The organism is Paenibacillus agilis (genome assembly GCF_007786455.1).
GTDB lineage: Bacteria > Bacillota > Bacilli > Paenibacillales > Paenibacillaceae > Paenibacillus_B > Paenibacillus_B agilis.
The window spans coordinates 1909127-1932213 of the sequence record NZ_VNJK01000001.1 but is presented as its reverse complement, the minus strand read 5'-3'; the positions used below and the strand labels follow the sequence as shown (position 1 = coordinate 1932213).

Annotated in this window: 19 protein-coding genes and 1 riboswitch; of the genes, 6 read left to right on the top strand and 13 right to left on the bottom strand. The window is 41.5% G+C overall.

Annotated features, from left to right (window positions below):
* Nucleotides 1-11 precede the first annotated feature (11 nt).
* The gene (locus FPZ44_RS08755; RefSeq protein ID WP_144989330.1) at nt 12-1547 is read right to left on the bottom strand and encodes an ABC-F family ATP-binding cassette domain-containing protein; all 1536 of its coding nucleotides are present in this window, start codon (nt 1545-1547) and stop codon (nt 12-14) included.
* A 637-nt stretch (nt 1548-2184) separates the two neighbouring features.
* Nucleotides 2185-2296, top strand: a riboswitch (TPP riboswitch).
* A gap of 79 nt (nt 2297-2375) precedes the next feature.
* Between FPZ44_RS08755 and FPZ44_RS08750 the strand changes: the two genes are divergently transcribed.
* Genes FPZ44_RS08750 through FPZ44_RS08740 form a run of 3 tightly spaced genes read left to right on the top strand, consistent with a single transcriptional unit; the run spans nt 2376 to nt 5434 of the window.
* The gene (locus FPZ44_RS08750; RefSeq protein WP_144989328.1) at nt 2376-2963 is read left to right on the top strand and encodes an ECF transporter S component; all 588 of its coding nucleotides are present in this window, start codon (nt 2376-2378) and stop codon (nt 2961-2963) included.
* Between the two features lie 44 nt (nt 2964-3007).
* On the top strand, nt 3008-4618 hold the full coding sequence (locus FPZ44_RS08745; RefSeq protein WP_144989326.1) for an ABC transporter ATP-binding protein: 1611 nt from the start codon (nt 3008-3010) through the stop codon (nt 4616-4618).
* The gene (locus FPZ44_RS08740; RefSeq protein ID WP_144989324.1) at nt 4619-5434 is read left to right on the top strand and encodes an energy-coupling factor transporter transmembrane component T family protein; all 816 of its coding nucleotides are present in this window, start codon (nt 4619-4621) and stop codon (nt 5432-5434) included.
* Between the two features lie 183 nt (nt 5435-5617).
* Here FPZ44_RS08740 and FPZ44_RS08735 read toward each other — a convergent pair whose 3' ends face one another.
* The 3 genes from FPZ44_RS08735 to FPZ44_RS08725 form a co-directional block, all read right to left on the bottom strand.
* Entirely contained in the window at nt 5618-6343 is a 726-nt protein-coding gene (locus tag FPZ44_RS08735) for an amino acid ABC transporter ATP-binding protein (protein ID WP_144989322.1), read from the bottom strand.
* Nucleotides 6330-6980, bottom strand: a complete 651-nt coding sequence (locus FPZ44_RS08730; protein WP_144989320.1) for an amino acid ABC transporter permease — start codon at nt 6978-6980, stop codon at nt 6330-6332. The genes FPZ44_RS08735 and FPZ44_RS08730 overlap by 14 nt, the downstream gene beginning before the upstream one ends.
* A gap of 81 nt (nt 6981-7061) precedes the next feature.
* The gene (locus tag FPZ44_RS08725; RefSeq protein WP_261378257.1) at nt 7062-7859 is read right to left on the bottom strand and encodes a transporter substrate-binding domain-containing protein; all 798 of its coding nucleotides are present in this window, start codon (nt 7857-7859) and stop codon (nt 7062-7064) included.
* A 185-nt stretch (nt 7860-8044) separates the two neighbouring features.
* On the opposite strand from FPZ44_RS08725, the gene FPZ44_RS08720 reads away from it, so the two are divergent.
* Nucleotides 8045-9211 (top strand): M20 family metallopeptidase, encoded by a 1167-nt coding sequence (locus tag FPZ44_RS08720; RefSeq protein WP_144989318.1) that lies wholly within the window; start codon nt 8045-8047, stop codon nt 9209-9211.
* Between the two features lie 133 nt (nt 9212-9344).
* On the opposite strand, the gene FPZ44_RS08715 is transcribed toward FPZ44_RS08720, so the two are convergent.
* The 8 genes from FPZ44_RS08715 to FPZ44_RS08680 all read right to left on the bottom strand — a co-directional run bounded on the left by FPZ44_RS08715 (nt 9345) and on the right by FPZ44_RS08680 (nt 18669).
* Nucleotides 9345-11198 carry an ATP-binding protein gene (locus tag FPZ44_RS08715; protein WP_144989316.1) on the bottom strand — a complete coding sequence of 618 codons (1854 nt, stop codon included), beginning with the start codon at nt 11196-11198 and terminating at the stop codon, nt 9345-9347.
* 24 nt (nt 11199-11222) lie between these two features.
* Nucleotides 11223-11759 (bottom strand): response regulator, encoded by a 537-nt coding sequence (locus FPZ44_RS08710; protein ID WP_186785969.1) that lies wholly within the window; start codon nt 11757-11759, stop codon nt 11223-11225.
* A gap of 228 nt (nt 11760-11987) precedes the next feature.
* Nucleotides 11988-13463 carry a sensor histidine kinase gene (locus FPZ44_RS08705; RefSeq protein ID WP_144989312.1) on the bottom strand — a complete coding sequence of 492 codons (1476 nt, stop codon included), beginning with the start codon at nt 13461-13463 and terminating at the stop codon, nt 11988-11990.
* Nucleotides 13439-14140: a response regulator transcription factor gene (locus FPZ44_RS08700; protein WP_028593692.1), complete on the bottom strand. Its 702-nt coding sequence runs from the start codon at nt 14138-14140 to the stop codon at nt 13439-13441. The genes FPZ44_RS08705 and FPZ44_RS08700 overlap by 25 nt, the downstream gene beginning before the upstream one ends.
* A 38-nt stretch (nt 14141-14178) precedes the next feature.
* Nucleotides 14179-15474: a hypothetical protein gene (locus FPZ44_RS08695; protein WP_261378255.1), complete on the bottom strand. Its 1296-nt coding sequence runs from the start codon at nt 15472-15474 to the stop codon at nt 14179-14181.
* 352 nt (nt 15475-15826) lie between these two features.
* Complete coding sequence (locus FPZ44_RS08690) at nt 15827-16441, bottom strand: DUF3298 and DUF4163 domain-containing protein (protein WP_144989310.1); 615 nt, start codon at nt 16439-16441, stop codon at nt 15827-15829.
* A gap of 149 nt (nt 16442-16590) precedes the next feature.
* Nucleotides 16591-17322: a phosphonate ABC transporter ATP-binding protein gene (locus tag FPZ44_RS08685; protein ID WP_144989308.1), complete on the bottom strand. Its 732-nt coding sequence runs from the start codon at nt 17320-17322 to the stop codon at nt 16591-16593.
* A gap of 162 nt (nt 17323-17484) precedes the next feature.
* Nucleotides 17485-18669: an MFS transporter gene (locus FPZ44_RS08680; protein WP_144989307.1), complete on the bottom strand. Its 1185-nt coding sequence runs from the start codon at nt 18667-18669 to the stop codon at nt 17485-17487.
* Between the two features lie 223 nt (nt 18670-18892).
* Here FPZ44_RS08680 and FPZ44_RS08675 point away from each other — a divergent pair, with 223 nt between their 5' ends.
* Both FPZ44_RS08675 and FPZ44_RS08670 read left to right on the top strand, forming a co-directional pair.
* A complete protein-coding gene (locus FPZ44_RS08675; RefSeq protein ID WP_144989305.1) occupies nt 18893-19804 on the top strand; it encodes an ArsR/SmtB family transcription factor in 912 nt (303 codons plus the stop codon).
* Nucleotides 19805-19903: 99 nt separating this feature from the next.
* Nucleotides 19904-20674 (top strand): HAD family hydrolase, encoded by a 771-nt coding sequence (locus tag FPZ44_RS08670; RefSeq protein WP_144989303.1) that lies wholly within the window; start codon nt 19904-19906, stop codon nt 20672-20674.
* 183 nt (nt 20675-20857) lie between these two features.
* On the opposite strand, the gene FPZ44_RS08665 is transcribed toward FPZ44_RS08670, so the two are convergent.
* Nucleotides 20858-23053 (bottom strand): DNA topoisomerase III, encoded by a 2196-nt coding sequence (locus tag FPZ44_RS08665; RefSeq protein ID WP_144989301.1) that lies wholly within the window; start codon nt 23051-23053, stop codon nt 20858-20860.
* Nucleotides 23054-23087: the final 34 nt, after the last annotated feature.

Sequence of the window (23087 nt, the reverse complement as noted above, 5' to 3'; positions counted from 1 at the left end):
TTACGAGTTTACTACTTGCCTTGTTTTATATTGAAAATACGATCTGCCCATTCCGAGTAGAAGCTTACTTCGTGCGAAACAAGTATGATGCTTCCCTGGAACTGTATGAAAGCCGACTGCAACGCTTTTTTAGCTTCTGAGTCCAAATGATTGGTCGGTTCATCTAAAATCAAAAAATTACATGGTGACAGCATAAGTCGGCACAATTTCACTTTAGACTGTTCACCACCGCTTAACGTACGAATTTGTTGTGTAACATGTGCCTCTTTCATCCCTATTTGTGCTAAGTATTTACGGATTTCTTTCATATTCAGTTGAGGAAACCGCTCTGAAATAATTTGAATAGGTGTCATTGTTCCATCTTCCCATTTCAAATCTTGCTCATAATAACCAAGTTTAATCGGCTCGGAGAATCGAAAGTGGCCAGCGACGGCAGGAATTTCTTCGACCAATGTTTTAAGCAAGGTTGATTTGCCGATTCCATTAAACCCTGTAATAACAAGCTTTTGCCCACCCAACATAGAAAAATTGATCTTTGGCAACAACGAAGAATCATAGCCTACTTCAAGATTGCTAGTCGTGAGAACCTTCTGTGATGGTATCGGTAGTTCACGAAATTGAATGATGGGCTTATGCGTAAAAACAGGTGCAGCCATGCGATCCATTCTTTCAAGCTGCTTTCTGCGTCCTTGCGCGATTCTAGTGTTTACACCAGCAATATTTCTACGGATAAACTCTTCTGTCTTTTCGATTTTCTGTTGCTGTGCATGGTAGCGGCGAACATAATCCTGACGCAAATGCTCCTTCTGACGTAGAAAGTCAGAATATTTCCCGTAGTATTTTTTGATCGTACCAAACTCAATATCACATATACAGGTAGAGATTTTTTCTAAGAAATCATAGTCATGGGAAACCACACAGTACGCACCTTTAAATGATTTCAAATAATTTGCAAGCCATTCCACATGCTCTTTATCCAGAAAATTAGTAGGCTCATCTAACAAAAGCACGTCTGGCTGTTCCAGCAGCAGCTTCGCCAAAATTACCTTCGCCCGCTGCCCTCCACTTAGTTCCAACAGCACTCTATCTATTCCAATAGCATCAATACCTAGCCCAGAAGCAATTTTGCTAATATGACTATCTATCGCGTAAAAGTCACCTGCTTCAAGCTGTTCTTGATAATATGCTGCTTGAAGTAGTTGCTCTGCAGCACCCGTCAAGGCGCTCATTTGATATAAATCGTTCATCTTCTTTTCTATTTCAAATAAATGAGAAAATGCCGTTTTTAGATACGATTCAACTGTGTTCCTTCCATTCACTTCAGCATATTGATCCAAATGTCCAATCCGGATATTAGATTGCCATTTGATACTCCCTTCATCCGGAATCATTTCTCCCAGTAGTATTTTGATTAACGTGCTTTTTCCCGCTCCATTTTGCCCAACAATCCCTACATGTTCACCTTTGTATAAATCAAAAGAAGCATTGGCGTATAACGATTTATCCCCGAAATGATGAGATACGTTTTCCACTTTCAGCAAGCTCATATTGACTCCTCTTTTCCTAAATAAAATAAAAAAAGCAGAGAGCTGCGTCATTAGACGCTAACTCTCTGCTTCGTGATCAAGTTGTACCCAATGGGATACAACTGCTTCGAACCAATAAAGGTATTCACCTCATTGATATCGCCACAAACACAAAGAGCCATAGACAAAGCATTGTCCATGGCTCCTTAATCTAAGTAGACATCGGTAAATAGTCATAACTAAATAAGCATAGAAAACTACACTTTTTCAGCAAGACGATTCAACCGATGAATATAGGAAACTTCAAGCTCCCTGATTAAGCTCCGTACAACGCTTCATCGTATACGTTTGTGCGGAGCGAAGCTTCATCACGAGTTTAACATGTTTAATATAAAGCATTGTATACACCTTCCTTGTTTCATTAAAGCAAATTTTAGCATATGTTTCTAATTAGGGTCAAGTTACACTACACCCTTTTAGCGCGTTGATTGAATGTGCAAGCTATAACATGATTGCGTAGTTGCTCAATCAGAGTAAAGAAATTTATTTTTGTTTACATAATAATTTTTATGACTACTTACTTAACTGCAACTCAACTATAATACGAAAAACTATTGCCAACATAGCCCAATATAGGTTAAGTTATAGTCAATTGCATAAGAACCAATCCGGGAGCTTGAGTGAGTCAGGCTGAGATTGTAGCCGTAACTGCTACTGACCGTATATCTGAACTGGATAATGCCAGCGTAGAGAATTGACATCGAGAACTTTGTGTATTCAACCGTCTATACGTCTGCGTATTCAGGCGGTTTTTTTGTGCAAATTTATAGAAAAAGAGGGGTAAACATCATGCAGCAAACATCTAAAGGGTTAAAGTTCTCTGACGTGCTCATTACTGTCGTCATTGCACTCGTATTCGGAGTCCTTTTCAAAGTATGGGATACGGTCTACAGCGCCTCCAAGCTGCTTTTTCCTCAATCCGGTCAATTGACGTATGGATTATGGTTTATGGCAGGCCCATTCGCCTACTTGCTGCTTCGCAAGCCTGGTGTAGCATTCGTCGCAAGTTCAGCAGCCGCTATCATCTCGATGCTGCTTGGCTCCACATGGGCATTTGAAACGGTCGTTTATGGTGTCGTGCAAGGTTTAGCAGCAGAACTCGTATTTTTACTTGTTCGTTATCGCAAACACAGTCTTGTTGTAGCAGGTGTCGCAGGTATGATGTCTGCGGTCGGTTCCTTCTGTGTTGACCTGTACTTCGGTTATGCTGGCTATGAAACATGGGTACTCGTTTTGAAATATGGGTTGCGTTTCTTCAGTGCCTTTGTATTCTGTGGAGTATTCGCTTACTTGCTCATCCGCGCCCTTGAAGCAACAGGTGTAACGAAGTCCATTCGTCCACTATCGCAATCTGACTATGCGGCACTTAATAAGTAAACATTTCAACAAAGTATAGTTCAGTATTGATTGAGGTGTAATCCATGAACGTATCACAACTTAGTTCAGACCTATCTATTACCAATCTAAGATTGAAATTTGCAGGAGAGTCGTCCTTTATATTTAAGGACCTCTCCTTCGTTGTTCCTCAAGGACAGAAAATACTACTATTAGGGCCGAGCGGCTGCGGCAAATCTACGCTGCTGCAAGTATTGAGCGGGATTATACCCACTTCTATTGAGGTCCCTATGAAAGCTGACTCCATTCAGAAGCCTGACAGCTGGGGATTCGTTTTCCAAGATCCAGACACTCAATTTTGTATGCCCATGGTAGACGAAGAATTAGCGTTCGTGCTAGAGAATCTATCTGTTCCCCGTGAGCAGATGAAAGCGCGCATGACCAGCGTATTAGAGATGGTTGGTTTGCACCTCGACCTTGACGAGCTGCATGTTCCGATCCAAAGCTTCTCTCAAGGTATGAAACAGCGCTTGGCACTTGCGACGGTACTGCTGCTCAATCCTGAGGTGTTATTTCTCGATGAGCCTTCTGCCCTGCTCGATCCGGATGGAACCATGCAAATATGGGAGGCAATCAAATACGTCGCCAGCGAGAAGACCGTCATTATCGTCGAACATAAAATAGAGCACATCATCTCCTATGTAGACCGGGTTGTTCTGTTCAATGATAAAGGTGAAATCATTGCCGATGATACTCCAGATTTCGTGTTCTCAAATAATAAAGATGAGTTGCAACAATTCGGTATCTGGTATCCTGATGTGTGGCAAGACTATACACAATCAAATACATACCAGACAATTATGCATGAGAAACATTTGTACAACCAATCACCTTCTATTCCCGCAGTATCACGAAAACGACCACCATTGTTATGGCTGCATCAATTTGCCGGTTATCGTGAAAAACAGCGCAAGATTTATGTTCGAGAAGCTGCCGTACATACAGGTGAATGGATCGCAATCACTGGGGAAAATGGTGCTGGTAAAAGTACATTTCTCCTTTCCCTTATGCAGCTTCTGCGAACGGAAGGGACATACGTTATTGAAGGACAACCTATTGTGCAAGCGCAAAGCCGCCGTAAGAAACATACGCCGCCAAGTCAGTTGGCGTTTGTATTCCAAAATCCTGAAATGCAATTTGTAACGGATTCCGTCTATGACGAAATTGCATTTGCACTTCAATTAGAGAAGCGTCCTCAAGTCGAAATTGACCGGATTGTCAAAGGACTGCTGTCATCGTTTCATTTGCATGTAAGCGAAGACCGACATCCGTATCAGTTATCAATGGGTCAGAAGCGCCGCTTGAGCGTAGCGTCAGCTATCGTTCAGAATCAGCCTATTTTACTGCTGGATGAACCTACATTCGGCTTAGATGCAAAAAGCACATTTGCTATGCTGGAAAGACTAGAACAACTTCGGGTTAGCGGAGTATCTATATTAATGATTACTCATGATCCGCATATCGTTGAATATTTTTGCGACCATGTATGGGAGATTCGTGAGGGAGAACTATCGAGTATATCTAAAGTAAAGCGCCCGACTGCAGCGACCACATCTTTGTATGACGCTAATAAGGATGTCGATATGGCCGAAAGCCATATCATTCACAGCGAAGCCGCAACGAAGAGGAGCAAATAGATGGAACTGTTCACTCCTCAAAAAGAAACGTGGTTCTATCACGTCAATCCTGCATTCAAATTCTTTATTATATTTGCAGCGCTCTTGATCACCTTGTTCAATCGCCATTTTGCGTTTGCACTTCACTTGCTGCTCATCTACATCCTGTTACTAGTACTATGGAGTGGATACTCGTGGCGGAAATTATTGCTGTTGTTAGCACCTTTCGTTCTTATATTTATTTCTACTGCATCAACAATGATTTTGTTTGGTAAGGGCGAAGTGATTTGGTGGACATGGGGAATTATCAAAATTTCAGAAGAAAGCTTTTTTCGTGGACTTCTACTATCGATGAAAACGGTCAGCTTCGGCGTTATGGGCTTATTGTTTGTTTTAACAACAAAGCCGCTACTGTTCTTCTACGCCCTTATGCAGCAATTTCATCTGCCGGCAAAGTACGGATATAGCTTTATCGCCGCCATTCGTTTACTACCAACAGTATGGGAAGAATTCCATACTCGCACCAATGCCTTAACAATACGCGGTGTTCGATATAAAGCAGGCATTCAAGGCATTTACGAACGTATACGTCTGTATGCCGTACCGTTGCTTGCTCAAAGCATCCGCCGTGCGCAGCGTATTGCAGTTGCCATGGAAGCAAAGCAGTTTCATATCAGCTCGTCACGCACCTATTATTATGCGACATCCTATTCTCGTCGAGATGCCGTACTGTTAATTACTTTGGTCGTACTACTGATATTTGCATATGTAAGCGCACAATATATCCCTTTATTTGAATGGGAACCACCAGTACATCAGGCGGTAATTTTGCAATAAAATGAGCTAGCTTGCTTACATGCTTCTACTACTTGTTTCATTCCAATTAAACAGTATCAACTTAAAACACAATAAGGCCGTCCCCAGCAGTTTGACCTTCCCTAGTAAGGGACAGTTCACACGCTATAGGGACGGCCTATTTTTGTACGAATGATCATTTGTATCTATCATACACACTTCAACTTAGTTGATTACTTTCTTCAAAAATTCCTGCGTACGTGGATGCTTAGGAGCATGGAACACTTCATCAGGTGCCCCTTCCTCTACAATGTTGCCTCCATCCATAAATAAGATGCGATCTCCCACTTCTTTAGCGAAGCCCATTTCATGCGTTACGATAATCATTGTCATCCCTTCTCTAGCCAATGATTTCATGACTTCAAGCACTTCGCCAACCATCTCAGGATCAAGCGCAGAAGTCGGTTCGTCGAACAGCATCACATGTGGCTTCATTGCTAGAGCACGTGCGATTGCAATCCGCTGCTTCTGTCCACCTGACAGTTTGTTAGGGTGCACATGAGCTTTGTCTGACAATCCAACTTTTTGAAGCAAATCCATCGCAATTTGCTCCGCTTCACTTTTCGATTGCCCCTTCACCTTAATCGGTGCCAGCGTAATATTATCTAACACGCTCATATGAGGGAAAAGGTTGAACGATTGAAACACCATCCCCATCTTTTCACGTGTTTTATTCACGTCATGAGCCTTATCATTAATACATTGACCTTCGAAATAAATCTTGCCTTCGCTTGGTTCTTCGATCAAATTCATACAGCGTAGCAGCGTACTTTTCCCCGATCCGCTCGGTCCGATCACGACCACAACTTCACCTTGTTTGATTTCAGTATTAACACCTTGCAAAATATGCAGCTTTCCGAAGCGTTTATGCAGCTGTTCAATTTTTATCATTTGTGTTCAACTTCCTTTCCAACCTGCCAATTAACTTGGACATAGAGAATGTCATGATGAAGTAAACAATTGCTGCCCCTACTAAGGATGGGAATGGTTGATACGTTTTTGTACGAATAAGATCTGCATTATACATTAAGTCTGCAAGTCCGATAACCATGACAATCGATGTTTCTTTAATGATAACGATAAATTCATTACCGATAGCTGGTAATACCGAGCGTAGAGCTTGTGGAATAACAATATAACGCATCGTTTGTTTCTGAGTCATACCAAGTGAACGAGCCGCCTCAACCTGCCCTTTATCTACCCCTTGAATTCCAGCACGGAAGATTTCGGCCAAATAAGCAGCACTATTTAATCCAACTGCAATTACACCTGCCGTAAATTTATCCACTTGAATGGGTAGTGCAAAATAAATAATAAGCAATTGAACGAGCAGCGGCGTTCCCCGGAATATTTCAATATAAGCAGTTGCAAGCCATCTTACTGGCTTCACCTCTGATAAGCGCATAAATACGAGACCGAAGCCTAGAATAACACCAAATAGAATCGAACATATCGTAAGTAATAAGGTGACTCCAGCACCTTGTAAATACATCTCTTTATACTCCCACAACGTTTCAAAAACAGACATGATCCTCAGACGCCCCTTTCCTTTTCAACATAACAAAGGACGGCCTATCAGCCGCCCTCTCTATACCAACATTCAACTCGTTTACTGGGATTCGGACAATGCGTTCGCTTCCGTAATAAACTGATCGAGCTTGCCTTCGTCTTTTAAGCGCTTGATCGTCTTGTTGATGGCATCCTTCAGCTTATCACTGCCTTTCGGAATCGCTACCGAGTAGCCGTCACCGATTGGTTTAAGGGCAATAGAACTAACTGTAACCTTGTTGTTATTGCTCGCGTACGCTGCTGCAACAGGCTTCTCGACAAGCACAGCGTCTACACGATTAGTTTCCAAGGATAGAACAAGGTCATTTACTTTGGGCAGGCGGTCAGCCTGTGCATCAGGAATCTGCTTCAGCACCTCTTCAAACGTACTTCCGCTTTGCACGCCCACCTTCTTGCCTTTTAAGTCTTCAATTGCTTTATATTTGTCAGCATCCTCAGCACGTACGAGTACACCAACTTCCGCTTGATAGATAATATCTGAGAATAACATCGCCTTCTCACGTTCAGGAGAACGATCAATACCTGCAAGTGCCATATCGACGTTGCCTTTATTAATAGACTCTAGCACGACGTCAAATTTCATATCTTGAATTTCCAACTCTACTCCCAAATCCTTCGCAATCTCTTGCGCAACCATAATATCGTAGCCAACAATTTGGTCTTTACCATCGATATCTTTATGGAACTCAAATGGCGGGTAATCCGCACTCGTTGCCATTACAATCTTCTTATTTTCAAGAACCGTATCATATTTATCTTTCTTGGAGCCACAGCCCGCTAGCACCGTCATTACGAGCGTACATACCATTAATAGAAGCAATAGTTTTCTCTGTTTCATCTGTAATCCCCACTTTTGTCTGTAGTTGTGATGTCTATGTTTGTTATTATACACACGAATGCATACTTATACAATATCTTTTTTAAAATCTCTTTTTATACTAGATCGGAATAACATTCTCAATTCACTTTATTTATAATACAATGGTTAATATACTAATATTTATATTAGCAAAGGAGCTGCTTATGAACACAAAGTTACGAATTGCAGAAGCAATTGAACAGAACCAAGCAGAATTTATTGAAATATCAAGCTTTATCGCGGCTAATCCTGAGCTAGGACATGCGGAATTTTTAGCATCTGAACGACTTATTCAATGCTTGCAAAACCATGGTTTTACAATTCAATCACCTGTCTTAGAGCTGCCAACTGCTTTCATCGGTACATATGACACAGGTAAACCTGGACCGATTGTTGCATTTTTATGTGAATATGATGCATTACCACAATTAGGACATGCATGCGGACACCATTTAATATGCATGATGAGCATTGGTGCCGCAGTGGGACTCAAAGCTGTTATGAATGAAATCGGCGGCATTATTCGCGTATACGGGACACCTGCTGAAGAAACTGCGGGAGCCAAAGTGCCTATGACAAGAGCAGGTCTATTTGATGATTGTGACATTGCTATGATGGTACATCCATTCTACCAATACGAACAATCCGGTACTTCTCTTGCTATGGATGCGATTAAAGTTGAGTACTTTGGTGAAGCAGCACACGCAGCAGCCTCGCCTTATAAAGGTATAAATGCGCTTGATGCTGTTATCCAATTATTTAACGGTGTAAATGCAATGCGTCAGCAAGTTCGCAGTGACGCACGGATACACGGAGTCATTACAAATGGTGGACAGGCGCCTAACATCATTCCAGATTACGCAGCAGCTGAATTCTATGTTCGCTCTGCAGATCGTCCATATACAGATGAACTAAAACGCCGCTTCCAAGCAATTGCTGAAGGAGCTGCGCTGCAGACAGGATGTACAGTCAAGGTCCATGAAGATCCTTGTGCATATGATGAGCTTCGTACCAATGAAGTGCTGTCACAATTGTTTAACAACAACCTTATTCAATCAGGTATTCAACCAGACGAAATTAAGATAGGTAAAGACCATGGCTCACTGGATCTCGGCAATGTATCCACGCGAGTACCTACGATTCACCCGTATATACCTATTACAAACGAGGCCTATGATCTGCATACGATCCCGTTCCGTGATGCAGCACAACAGCCTTATGCGTATGAGCAAATGATTTTCGCTTCCAAAATGATGGCTTATACTGCATATGATGCTGTATCGGATACTGAACAATTAGCACGGATCAAAGCAACCTTTACAATAAAATAGTAGAAATGAATAAAAGGAGCTTATGCCACAGCCATTTAAAAATAGTGTGGATAAGCTCCCTTTTATATTTAATCGTCACATCTTATATTTTCTTAATCTTTTCATCTCTACTACTAATCGTATCGTCTTGTTCCTATTCCGAATGAAGCGCCATCTCAATCGGTAGGCTAATAGACACAATTGTACATCCAGGCTGCGAGTGAAATGTCATGATGCCCCCATGTCTTTGTACGATGCTATAACAAATGGCAAGCCCAAGTCCGGTCCCTGTTTCTTTTGTAGTAATGAATGGTGTACCCGCTTGCTGCAATACAGACGGGTCAAAACCGGCCCCTTCGTCTTCCACTTCCAAAATAACGCGGCTGCCATCATGCCTAGTACGAATACGCAGGATCTTATTTGCCTCCATCGCTTCCAGCCCATTTCGGATAATATTGTGCAGAAGCTGCCTTATTTCCTTTTCGTCCAACATTATATAGGGAACTGACTTCAAATTAAGTTCGATATGCTGACAATTCACGGTTGCTGTAGCCTGAACAAGAGGATAAATATGCTCAATAATATCATTAATAGACTTAGGTTGAAATTCCACAATTTTATGCTGTGCTAAGGTCAAATATTCCGTAATGATTGTATTTGCTCTAATAATTTCATCCATCATCGTATCAAAATATACATGCTCGTGCTCATGTTCTGGTTTATTGCGCAGCAATTGCAGAAATCCTCTCACTGTTGTTAACGGATTCCGTATTTCATGACTAATCGCAGCCGCCATCTCTCCTACAATTTTAAGAGCACTCATGCGCTTAATTTCTTGTTCAAGCGCAGCCTGCTGGCGCATCGTAACCAGCATGTCATTCATATTCTGTGTCAATTCTCCCCATTCATTATCCCCGCGAACACTAATCTGCCCACTTAAATCCCCAGCAGCTATTCGCTGTGACGCCTCCACTAAGGATCGAAGTGGACTTGTCACGAAACGCTTTATCCACCAATGAACAAATGCATAAATACTAATTAGCAAAGCAACCCAGATACAAAAAATAATAAAAAACACCCTCATCAGTGTCTGGTCTACTACTTTAGTTGGAAGAAGGACAATTGCTTGCCACTCAGCCTCTTTAATAGGAGTCGAAATCATATATTTCTGTTCGCCCTTATCATCTACAGTCGCTATATGAGAGGTTATTTGTTTTTCATTAATTGTAAGGAGAAATTCATGTTGAGATTGTGCTTCTGCTGCTTGTGCTTGTGTGTCATCCCAAATAAAGTCCGAGGCGTCCGTATCAAGCAACAATTGTCCTGTTTTGTTCAACAGGACTACCTTACTTTTTGGATGGATGCTGAGATGACTGGAAATATGGCTGAGGTCTTGGAAGCGCAGGTCGACACCTGCAACGCCAATGAGTTGATTGTCGTGATCATAAACAGGTGTACTAATCGAAATAACGGGAAAATGGGTAAAATGATCAAGGTAGGGTGACGTGATGTATGTACTGCCTTTTTTGACAGGACCATGATAATAGTCATATCGAGGGTCGTCGCGTAGCTTAGCTGATGACTCATCTATGAATTCTGGGATAGTTATACCTTGCAGTTTACCATCTAAGTTGTAACCATACCAAGACGTATACTTTCCTTGCTTCTCATAATTGGATTGATAGGAATACCAGTAACCTGCAACATATGGATTCGTTTGATTAGCAAACTTTTCTATTGTTTTGTTGCGCTCTTCCTTCGAGTCTTGCCTTGCATAAGAATGTTGAATCATTCGGGCATATGTTTCTAAAAACACTTTCTGCTGGCGAATGATCCCATCGACTTCAGAAGCTGCGATCATCGCTTTTTCCTTATAGTCTTGATGAACATAACTTTGGATCGTCGTACGTATCGCCTCTGAGGACAATATGAAGATGAAAGTAATCGCTATTGTAACCGTCAGAACGAGCCGCACGACCATTTGATCATGTATCGTCCGTCGTCTCATAACTATCCCCCGACATACTATTATTCACTCTCTCACAGATGAAATTCTAGATGTGACAAACTTGCTAACTTCCTCTAAATCAAATGGCTTCGTGAAGTAAGCAACAGCTCCAGCTTCCTTGGCTCTGCGTACGAGTTCCTTTTCTCGGTAGGCTGAAATGATGATAACCTCCGTCTTAGGTCGCAGAGCACGCAACTGATGCAACCAGTCTATTACATTCATATCAGGTATACGGACATCCATAATAACAATGGAACATCGATGCAGCTTAATGATGTCCATTGCACGACATCCCGTGCTCGCTTCATGCACTTCAACACTTTCCGATTGAAGCGCTTCCCTCAATAGCAATCTAATTGCAGGCTGATCGTCAATAATCAATATGGAGGCTGGCTTATCCGGCATAAGCTCTTCCTCCGACTCCATAAACATGGACGGCTCTGCTTGTTCTCGCAACAATTCAAGCTCTTGGCACTGAAGTCGCTTACGATAACCTTTACATATTGCATATACAAGGAAAGGAATAGTCGCCATAGTTGTAGCGAACCATAAAGTCTGCATTACTTGTTTCTCCTTCCCGATTATGTGGGTCAACATACTTATCTTTCGCCTTCATCTTCGACAATGATCGACGAACTACTTGCGGGCTTCCAACATAAACCGACACTCCTTTATTATAGTATGAAAGTTCAATTTCGCCTATTATTATTTAGGATCGAACAAAGCCGCTGGCAATCGCCAGCGGCTTACATTCAGCTAATTTATTAGTCGAGGAGCTCATATTTTCATCTAATCTTCTTCATCCGCAACTCGTGCAGGTGGCACGTAATCCAGCGGTAAATCTACGATAACTGTCGTACCTCTACCCTGTTCACTGATGATGCTCATTTCCCCACCGTGCACTTTTACAATCTCATCTGTAATCGCAAGACCTAGCCCTGTCCCACCATGCTCTGGATTAACTTGGTAAAATTTATCCATAACTTTAGTAAGATGTTCCTTACTTATTCCGATACCAGAGTCAATTATCCTCACTTCATAATGCGTATGTGTTCGTCTTAATCGAACTTCAATCCTAGAATTCTCCGGCGAAAACTTAATCGCATTATCTACCAGATTCAGGAACACCTGCTTAAGACGGTTAGCATCTCCATTTAGCTGCTCATCAGAATCACTATTTGTCACATCATCGTTTAAGGTTAAACTTATTTGCTTCTGCTCTGCTTTCATCCGAACCTGAAATAGCGTTTCTTGCAGAAGCTTATAAAGAGACAACGGCTGCCAGTTCAGTTGCAGACGGTTCTGCTGCAGCTTCGAGAAATCAAGCAATTCCTCTACGAGACCTATTAAACGATCCGTTTCTTTGGAAATAATGTTGAGCCCTAATTTCGTCTCTTCATCGACTTGATGCATATTACCTAGCAGCAGGGTCTCACTCCAACCCTTTATACCTGTAAGCGGCGTTCTGAGTTCATGAGAGATGGAAGATATGAAATCATTTTTAAGCTGATTGCTTTTAACGATCTCTTTCGCCATATAATTGAGTGTCCGGGCAAGATCACCCAACTCATACTTATACCCTTCCTTGGCCCTGACTTGGAATTTTCCTTTTGCCATCTGAGCAGAGACAATAGTGATCTCATTAATCGGCTTCACAATGGAATCTGCGAGACCAACACTAATAAGGAAAATAATAAGAAGCACTGCTATAGAAATGAGAATCGACAGCATGATGATGCTCATAATTTTACTATTGGCCGCTTCTAATGAAGTTGTCATTCGCAGGACATAAGAAACGTTTCCATTCGCTATCAATGGTGCAGAGACTGACATAACCGTCTCTCCCGTTTCAGGTACTTTGCCAATCCAGCGTTCAATCTTAGCATTAGCATTGTTAGCTGCTGCTAGAAAGTCTGATGTTTGCACTTTCTCTATAACAGGAAAGTTTGACGAAGTAATGAGTACTTTCCCTTCCTTGTCCAGAATTTGCACTTCTGCATTTTCAACATTGAAATAGCTGTGCAATTCCGGCAGCCAACGTTCACTATTGTCATCTGCTAAAATACTCGTATAGTTCTTATAGTACTTCATGCTATTCGTCGCATGACTCTCTAAATAATTAGAGATCGTATCGTAATAATAACTCCGTACAAACACGGAAAAAATAATTTGCAATATTAACATCGTTAAAAATACAACGATAAAATAGTGCAGTACGACCGAACGTCGTATACCTGGCTTTATGATAAAACGATTGCCTTCCATTTATATCCATGTCCCCAGACGGTTTCTATATATTTTGGTGAAGATGGCTCATCCTCAATCTTTTGACGCAAACGACGAATGTTAACGTCAACGATTTTTGGATCGCCCATATAATCTTTGCCCCACACATGATCCAACAAAATGTCTCGGCTAAGCGTCACATCTTCTTTCTCCATAAAATACTGGATTAAGGAGAATTCTGTAGGTGTCAAGTCAATAGCCACTTGATCCTTCGTGAAGCGCTTCGCGATGAGATCCAATGTGAAAGGCCCTGATTGATAGACCACTTTTTGCAACGACTGCTGATAAGAATGAACACGGCGCAGCAAAGACTGAATACGAGCTACGAGTTCAGTTGGGCTAAACGGCTTGCTCACATGATCATCCGCGCCAACAGATAACGCATATACTTTATCTTGCTCTTGTACTTTAGCTGTTAAGAAAATAATGCCGATTCGCTCATTATGTTCACGTACACGACGACATACTTCGAAACCATCCATACCAGGCACCATTACGTCTAACAGTGCAACGTCAATTCTCGGATCTGCCATTAGTTTTTCCAGTGCTTCAGGTCCATTCGAAGCTTCAACCACTTCGAAGCCATTTCGTTTTAGATTAATAACGATGAAACTGCGGATAGATTCTTCGTCTTCAAGAATAAGTATTTTTGTCAACCGATCCAGCTCCTCTTCCCATTTCTTAACACTACATCCTATTTATTCGCTTTTGCGTCTTTGTTCTCTTCTAATGGAAGCTTTGGCTTCAAGTCCAATACCTCTTTACTGTTAATGCCGATAACTTGATCGCCATATGCAGCAAGATACAACCACTTATCCTTATAACGTTCCCAAGATCTGACGCTAAAGAATCTAATTTCTGCCAACGTTTCATTCGTAAACTGGTCGATAAAAATAATATGATCGTCCACTTGCGACTTTGTGTCGATGGTTACTCGCCCATACCAGGATCTCGGAAGGGTGAATTGGAACCGTTCCTGGTGATCACGATATTGCTTCTCAACAAGTTGGAATCCATCAGTACCATCCCATTGAGAGTAATTTGTGAAATAAGGAATTTCGTATTTCTCGTATAATTCCCAACCACTAGGTTCTTCAAGTGAAGCAATCTCAATGATATTATCAGCATTAATATCTACACTGCGAATCACATTAGATTTGTAGGTTAGGTCTTCACTTAAAATATTTTTCAACTCACCGTTCTCGGTCAGTGTGACAACCTGGGTTAGACCTGTATTCGACTCCGTTGATGCATCCAGAACAATACCTCGTTTATACTTCGAAATAAAGCCTGACGTAACATAATTGAAGTTATTCGCTTGGCTGTCTAGCTGCAGTTCTCCTCGCTTAACGAACGTGTTATCTTTATAGCCAAACATACTTAACTCATATGGTGAGTCTTTTCTTTTGTTAACGATAAAGAGTTCATCTTTCTTGTCTCTGTTCAGATCATCGATAACAAATTGGGAGTATGGCTGCTCGAACAACGTCTTAAGCTTTGAATCGTCATAAGTATATACAACTAGCCCTTTCGTTAATTCAACATCGCCCGGACCGTATCCGACTACAATGTCAGTGCGATTGTCTTCATTAAAGTCGACTAACTCTACCCGATCCAAATTAGGTCCCGCACCAGGGAAATTAGTTAGCTTTTTCCATACAGAGCCGTCATATTTGAGAATCATGCCATGTATGCCTTCCGCTCCTTCTGGTTTATAGAACGCAATTGCCTCATGGATTCCGTCTCCATCAATATCTCCCGATCGTATGGCACTATTATCTTTTGAATTCATCGGACGTATGAGAACACCATTCTCCTTCTTGATTTCCTGATCAACAACGGAATTCAAATCCTCTTGCACTTCAGGGAGCTTAGGTTCCCTTAGCAGAGATATAGGATCAGCAACTACTTGACATCCAGATAACAATAGCGTGAACGCAACGAGCATAGTCGTGCTGCGACGGCGTGTACGCCTCTTATTCACTTTCATCCCTCAATTCTTTCCTACCATACATAAGTTGTGCTCATTATTCCAATATTCATGCCTTATCATGCTTATCCAGCTTTTCGTCTGGAGAAGGAACTATATTGCTTGAATGGATACGGCTCCATTGCTTCTATACCGATAATTAAATCATACCCTTTTTCATGCAAATAGGGAATCAATACAGACAATTGCCATACAGTGGCCTAAATCTATCATTCTCCATCTTCTCATTATAAAAAAAAAGAGTCACCCTTAGGTGACAAACCCATTACAATTTGTCTAAAGATGCCGTAATCTTACATTTTGTGGATGAAGCAACCAGCACCTCTATGATCCTCTGCATCCTCTTTTTGAACTAGTAATACAATCTATTAAGAGGGCTCTGTTCATCCGTTATCGGCTGCAAAGAATAAATCGATATCGGAAAATACACAAATCCATATACATATGCGGCTAATTGATATAAATCATAAAAAAGTACAATCGATTTATCTGTTAAATAGAATGGCTGATCTGGCGAAATTGCTGTAAAAGGTTCTAAGGTCGGTATCTCTCGCTCCTGAATCTGCCTAGCGACATCTTTACTTAGAAATGCCACATAGGGCGCATCTGGACGAAATAATTCCGCCAACGTATAAAGATGGCCGCTGTTCACATCAAAGGTCAATCCACGTTGATAAGTCATTCCATGTGCTGCACCTTTGGTATAACCATAAACCGTGAGTGTAAGACTGAGCAGTTCACGCTCATTTAGTTTTATTTCATATGAACCTTGAACCTCGGTCGTTTCATTTTCCTCATACCCAGTCAAACGAATCAAGTCTAGAACATTGCGGTAGATTACTTGATTTATTTGTGCTGCTGCAGCATGCCCATATTTTTTGTCGTCAACTTGTGGAAAAATGACTTTCAAACGAGGTTTATGAATATGATACGAACGTATTTCAACTGGTAAAGGATATAAGGTCATCGCTATTCCCCTTAACACATTGATGAATGATTGTGATCATTTCACTCATCCTATGACAAGGGGAGTACAGACGTGACATTAGCCTATTCAAAAACATCGCTCTTCATGAACAAAACTATTGATGAAATGAAGGATCTGAATCAAGTACATTATATGGATAGGCGCTGCTTTTCCGTTTGAAGTAATCTGCGTCCCTTCACATCTGCTTCTATCCGACCATTTGCAAGCCCTATAACGCGAGTCGCATATTTTTCGGCAAGTTCTACCTGGTGCAGGACAGCGATCACCGTCACTTGTTCTTTCAACGCCAATTCTCGAAGTGTATTCATCACCGTTTCTGCAGATTTCGGATCTAGTCCAAGTACTGGCTCATCGACTAGCAGCACCTGAGCACCGTGGACTAATGCGCGGGCGATTGCAACACGTTGGCGCTCTCCACCACTTAATTCGGATGTCAGCATATGAGCTTTTTCCAACAGCCCTAGACGTTCCAGTGTATCCATAGCACCCATATAGTCGTCATTGCGCACCATTCCTGTCACCATACGCCATAAAGGTGTTTGCTGAGTTCGGCCAATCAATACATTTTTCAGTGCTTTTCGATGTACATTCAACACAGGCGTTTGTTCTAAGTACGCACATTCACGTCGTACTTTTCGTTTTCCCGACCATCCTTGTGCGGTAATGTTATGGTCACCCATTCGGTATGTACCACTCGTCCACGTTTGCTGCATCGCAAGACATTTTAATAGCGTTGATTTACCGCTACCACTCGATCCTACAACACCAACAAATTCTCCCTTTTCTATTTCTATATCGATTTGTTGCAGAGCTGTTTCAGAAGGCGGGTATACTTTGCTTAAATTTTCTATTTTTAGCATGTGATATGCTCTCCTCTCCACTAACCGAACTATATGTATAGTCTAAAAAAGGTTGTCCCATTCGCGCAAGCAAATCTTTCACCTGCATTGAATAAAGACAACCTTAAAAAGTGTTACTGCACCGCATTTACACATTTATATGATATTACATATGCATGAAAATTACGAATCTGTCGCTGTACGTATCGTTCCTCGGAACTTAAAGCCCATTACAGAGAAAACAATAAAGAAGCAAGCAAGTATATAGAAAATACTTCCTATCGAAATATACTTGATGCCCATTCCCGCTAGGTACGGACCAAGTAAGCTACCAATACTAAAATGTAAGGATGCGAGCATATTGGCTGAAGGCAAATATGCTTTTGGAAGTATATCTGCAGCGTATGCGAGACCCAAGGAAAAGAAGGATCCTACGAATCCACCAGCAAGCATAAACAGGATGAGCAGCATCCATGTATTGTCGCCTGCCATTGGAATAAATATGAATACAAGACCGCCTATAATTCCACAAATCATTAGAACAGCTTTACGGTTCCAACGATCACTGAGGATGCCAAGCGGCAATTGCAAAATAAGGCCACCTAAACCGAAGAATGGAAGCAAGTAAGATATCGATGCCTCACCCATCCCTAGACGCATTGCATAAACAGGGAAACCGCTGTTCATAGAAGCTTCCATATAGCCAAACAACATCGCAGGCATTAGAGCAAACCAAGCCCATTGATAAGAACGGCGATAGCGCTGCGGCGGCTGTTCCATACCTGTAGATGCATCTGCTTTGCGATCAGGCAGCATCCACCAAGCAATAGCCATTACAATGACAAACAACACCGCTGTTACAATAAAAGGTGCAGCATCGTTTATTTTCAACAGATTGATTCCTAATGGTCCTAAACTGAACCCGACCCCATACGCCATACCGTATAAAGAAATGTTTCGTCCACGACGATCTGCTGGGCTAATTGACACTGCCCATAATTGAGTGGCATAGTGCAAAGCACTGTCACCCATTCCTACAATTAAACGAAGTACGATCCAAAAGCCCATGCTTGGAATAAGTGGAAATAGCAGCATTGCTATCGTTACCGCTATCATTCCACCTAGCAGCATACGCTTGAAGCCCACTTTAATCAGAATTCGCTCAACGAAGAACATCATACCAAATACGCCAACATAGAGCGCTGTAGCATTAAGTCCGTTTATATCAGACGGCACACCCATGCGCTCCAAGAAAATGGTAAGCAACGGTAATAACAAGCCCTGGCTAAGACCCGTTATCATAACAACCGCAATTAAAATGGCAAATTGCCATGCAGGAGACGTTGTTGTACGTCGTGCTGTAAGCATATTCTCCCTCCACAATATGTAGTTATTTATATATGTTTTGCACACAAAAAAACATGAACTCGTTTTACGAATTCACGTTGCTGGTGTCAACATTTCAATATTATAGTGGACAACTGCTGTAAACACAATTCATAATGAATAAGGAATAATGCCCAATGCAATTCTATAAGAGAATGTTCAACCGTATCTTCGTTGGACACTCACCATTAAGGAGGACCGTGTAATGGCCCTTCACATTCGAGTCGAATGTTCAGCCGTTTACGAGTTTATCGGAAGTTTCATGCTCTTCGTGCAACGCAAATGGATACATAATGTAGATGATGGCTTAGAATGGGTTCGAGATGTTGAGCAGCAGGTTCCTGATTCATTCCTTTTTAAAATCTCTGAACTACAGAATTATTCCATCCATGAGTTCGACATGTTATTTGCCGCTTCACTTGAGTTAGACCATGCACACCATGTATCTTTGTTTTTAGAACAATTGCAAACGGTGAGTGAGGAAGAATGGTTGAGCCTATTTGTTCACACTGGACTGCCATTTGATAAGGAACATGTGGTTAAATTAAAACAAGACTATATCCCACTTCTGCAAGAATGGTACGAGCACTATTTCCGCTGGTCCGTTCCTGAGTGGGAACCGATTCTCATTCAAGATGCGACTGAAAAAACACGCTTGTTTAATAAGATGTCTCCTGTAGATCTAATTGAGCTGGCGACTAATGGAGTCGTCTTCGAAAATAGCGATAACGTTCGTGAAGTTGTATTAGCTCCAATGTGGCACTACCGCCCTATTATCAATACATGTACGTTTACGAATACGACGCTGGTGTTGTATGCCACGGAATCCGAAGAAGAGGATGATGTTCCACCCAAGTCACTGAAGCGTATGATACATGCATTATCAAGTGATATTCGATTGAAAATGCTGCGTTATCTATCACATGAGTCTGTGACATTTTCAGAGCTTGTATCTTATATACAACTTGAAGAGAGTACGGTGCAGCAACATCTTGTCATTTTGCGTGCTGCTGGATATATTCGAACCTACTGGAATGGTAAGGTTGAAAGAATTTCTTTGCGTCAGGAAGGCATTGCTGATTTATCAGCATTTTTAGAAAATTATGTACAGTCTTGATCGATCGTCGTATTAGAAATAATGTTCGAATGTAATAGTAAGTCAACATTGAGCGATTAATTTCCAGATGACCGTCAAGCTCCATGGAGGTGAATCGCGATGAGCCAATCTATACAGCCAGACAAGCAAACGTTGTTGTTCGATCTGGATGATACGCTTATCCACTGTAATAAATATTTTGATATCGTTATTCATGAATATTTGAAATTAATGAGTCGTTGGTTTGATGATTATCGTGTGGAACAACAAGATATTTTAGCGATCCAATCGCGTTTTGACTTAGAAGGTGTCAGTGTAAACGGATTTGTTAGCACACATTTCCCGCAGTCTTTAGTAAAGTGCTATACTTTTTTGTGTGAGCAAACAGGACGTGTTTATTCACAAGCTGATTATGAAATATTGTGGAAGCTTGGGCTTAGCGTGTACGAAATGGAAGTAGAACCGTACCCAGGTATGCTGGATACATTAAATCGCTTGCGAGATGAAGGTTACAATATGTACCTGTATACAGGTGGCGAGACGTTGATTCAGCAGCGTAAAATCGATCAGATGAAGCTGTCCGTCTATTTCGATGATCGTATTTTTATACGCCAGCATAAAACAACGGATGCACTCTCCTCTATTCTCGATCAATTGAAGACGAATCCGCTGCAAACCTGGATGATTGGCAACTCCTTGCGTACGGATGTGATTCCCGCTCTTACTAACGGCATCAATGCTGTCTATTTGAAGCAAAACAATGAGTGGGCTTACAATCTTGTTGATGTAGACGTCGAGCCAAAAGGTGCATTTTACACGATTGATCGACTTACTGCTGTTCCAGATGTGATCCAGCAGTGGAATACAAAGCGCAATGATGATGTTATTTAATAGCATTAAATTTTTCGCGAAATGTGAATAACAATAAAAGTGCAAGTGCTATCAAAAATACCCCGAAACGGTAATGGAACTTTATCCTTTTACTGATTCAGGGTATTTTTCGTACGAAAACACTCCGAACCCAAGTACATTCAGAGTGTTTTCCGCTTATTTATAGGGTGTAATTCATTGAAGTCACTTAGTTGACGCTGGCTTCGCTGCCGTTTTGAATTGAAAGGCAATTTTTGAATCTGTCGCATTCCAAACTAATGCGGCTTCAAACACTTTATCGCCTTTTTTAAACCCTTTTAGCATCGCAGTCTCGCCCTTAGTTAGCAATCGTTTCACCGTTGCAGTCGAAATGGACTTACCTAAAATCTTTTTAGATATAGTAAATCGACAACTCGGGTAGCCTGTACACCCGTAGATAACTTTTTTATCTACCACAGGCTTCGTACATATTGGACAGGGTCCTAATTCATCCGATTGGGTATTTTCCTTTGATTGGGTTTGAGAAGCCTTTCCTTCCGGCTCTTCCTGTTCAAGTGGTTGTATGGTGAAAGACCAGCTCTTCTCATTTTCAATCGCATCTTGAATTAATTTATGAGTTAGCTTTTTGGCCTGCTCCATGAAAGACTGTGGTGAGGCTTGTCCTTTGCCGATTTCATGCAGCCGCTGCTCCCACTTCGCTGTCATCTCAGCTGAAGCCAGTACACTTTCGCCCAGTGCATCAATTAGCATGATTCCTTTTGGCTTAGCGTAGACCATGTTCTTCTTCACTTCAATATACTTTCTATCCTTCAACACAGATATAATACCTGCCCTTGTAGCTTCTGTACCCAGTCCCTCTGTCCGTTCTAATACTTTTTCCAGCTCAGAATTGTCCAGATGCTTACCTGCTGTTTTCATTAACGTGATTAATTGACCTTCTGTATAGCGCTTAGGAGGCTGCGTCTTCCCCTCTTTAACCAGAAGGCTTGCCACATGACCGATAGCTCCTTCCACAAGTTGTGGTGGAATCATTGCTTCTACATCATCGTCTTCCTGCCGGTACAGTACTTTACGCCAGCCTTCCTGCATAATTTGCTTTCCTTTTGTAACAAACGTCTCTTCTTGATCGACAGTTGTCGTAAGCTTGGTATAATTAATGATTGCTTTTTCATAATGAGCTGCAATTAAGCGCTTAGCTATCAATTCATATAGACACCGCTGTTCTTCTTTCAAACGCATAAGATTAGGTACTTGTTCAGTCGGAACAATGGCATAGTGATCACTTACTTTTGATGCATTGACAAACCGTTTATTTCCCAAAATTGATTCTTTCGGTAGCGGAAAATAAGATGACAACGATTCAAACCGCGACAACTTTTGTAAAATATCTGGAAACTGCTTAGCTTCTTCTTCGGTCACATAAGCAGAATCCGAACGAGGATATGATATGTAGCCTTCAAGATAAAGCTGCTGCAAAATATTTAGTGTTTGCTGCGGCGAATATTTGTAAATTTGGTTAGCTGCTGCCTGCAGAGCAGACAGATTAAATAATTGCGGCGGCTGAAACTCCTTACGTTCAGTATGAATACTTGTAATCCCTGCAGGTTTATTTTCACAGCGCAAGCGAGCCTGTTCTGCTTCTTCAGCGGAACCAAATCGTGTCTGCTCCCCTTTGAACCATATGCCTTCATAATCCAAGCCATCCATGTCGAATTGAGCTTTTAACTCCCAAAAAGGTTCAGATTTGAAATTTTGAATTTCCTTCTCTCTTGCCACAATTAAAGCCAAAGTCGGACTTTGAACACGCCCCGTCGAAAACACTTCCCGTACTCCACGGCGCTGGAACAACAAAGAATAGACCCTAGAACCGTTCATTCCTACGAGCCAATCTGCACATGAACGACTTACCGCTTCGTAATATAGATTTCTTGTTTTATCTTCTTCCAATAAGTTCGAGAAACCTTGAACAACGGATTTTGGTGTAAGGGAAGAAATCCATAGACGTTTCATAGGTTTCTTTACCCCGCTCAACTGAATAATGATTCGAACAATGTACTCCCCTTCGCGCCCAGCATCACTTGCGATAATAATTTCTTTTACATTAGGACGCCGTAACAAGTCTTTTAGCAATTGAAATTGCTTAGCTTTAGATGGAGTAACTTTGTGTTGAAATTTTGAAGGTAAAATCGGCAGTGTGTTTAAATTCCAGCGTTTAAAAGCAGGGTCATATGCTTCTGGAGGAACCAATTCACAAATATGACCTACTGCCCACCCAACATAAGCACCCTCCGGAAATTGCGAGCAAGGTGCAATTTCAATATATCCTTGCTGTTTCTTATGCTTAAATGGGGCCGCTAGCTTTGCCCCTTGATCTGGCTTTTCCGCAATAATTAGCTGCAAACGATGCAACTCCTTCTCAAAAAATAAAAAGGTC

Coding starts and splice junctions, on each gene's coding strand:
- FPZ44_RS08730 (WP_144989320.1), bottom strand. CDS start 6,980: ATGTCTGTTTTTGAAACGTTGTGGGAGTATAAAGAGATGTATTTACAA.
- FPZ44_RS08725 (WP_261378257.1), bottom strand. CDS start 7,859: ATGAAACAGAGAAAACTATTGCTTCTATTAATGGTATGTACGCTCGTA.
- FPZ44_RS08755 (WP_144989330.1), bottom strand. CDS start 1,547: ATGAGCTTGCTGAAAGTGGAAAACGTATCTCATCATTTCGGGGATAAA.
- FPZ44_RS08735 (WP_144989322.1), bottom strand. CDS start 6,343: ATGATAAAAATTGAACAGCTGCATAAACGCTTCGGAAAGCTGCATATT.
- FPZ44_RS08695 (WP_261378255.1), bottom strand. CDS start 15,474: ATGAAAGTGAATAAGAGGCGTACACGCCGTCGCAGCACGACTATGCTC.
- FPZ44_RS08680 (WP_144989307.1), bottom strand. CDS start 18,669: ATGCTTACAGCACGACGTACAACAACGTCTCCTGCATGGCAATTTGCC.
- FPZ44_RS08745 (WP_144989326.1), top strand. CDS start 3,008: ATGAACGTATCACAACTTAGTTCAGACCTATCTATTACCAATCTAAGA.
- FPZ44_RS08670 (WP_144989303.1), top strand. CDS start 19,904: ATGAGCCAATCTATACAGCCAGACAAGCAAACGTTGTTGTTCGATCTG.
- FPZ44_RS08740 (WP_144989324.1), top strand. CDS start 4,619: ATGGAACTGTTCACTCCTCAAAAAGAAACGTGGTTCTATCACGTCAAT.
- FPZ44_RS08685 (WP_144989308.1), bottom strand. CDS start 17,322: ATGCTAAAAATAGAAAATTTAAGCAAAGTATACCCGCCTTCTGAAACA.
- FPZ44_RS08710 (WP_186785969.1), bottom strand. CDS start 11,759: ATGCAGACTTTATGGTTCGCTACAACTATGGCGACTATTCCTTTCCTT.
- FPZ44_RS08675 (WP_144989305.1), top strand. CDS start 18,893: ATGGCCCTTCACATTCGAGTCGAATGTTCAGCCGTTTACGAGTTTATC.
- FPZ44_RS08705 (WP_144989312.1), bottom strand. CDS start 13,463: ATGGAAGGCAATCGTTTTATCATAAAGCCAGGTATACGACGTTCGGTC.
- FPZ44_RS08715 (WP_144989316.1), bottom strand. CDS start 11,198: ATGAGACGACGGACGATACATGATCAAATGGTCGTGCGGCTCGTTCTG.
- FPZ44_RS08690 (WP_144989310.1), bottom strand. CDS start 16,441: ATGACCTTATATCCTTTACCAGTTGAAATACGTTCGTATCATATTCAT.
- FPZ44_RS08750 (WP_144989328.1), top strand. CDS start 2,376: ATGCAGCAAACATCTAAAGGGTTAAAGTTCTCTGACGTGCTCATTACT.
- FPZ44_RS08720 (WP_144989318.1), top strand. CDS start 8,045: ATGAACACAAAGTTACGAATTGCAGAAGCAATTGAACAGAACCAAGCA.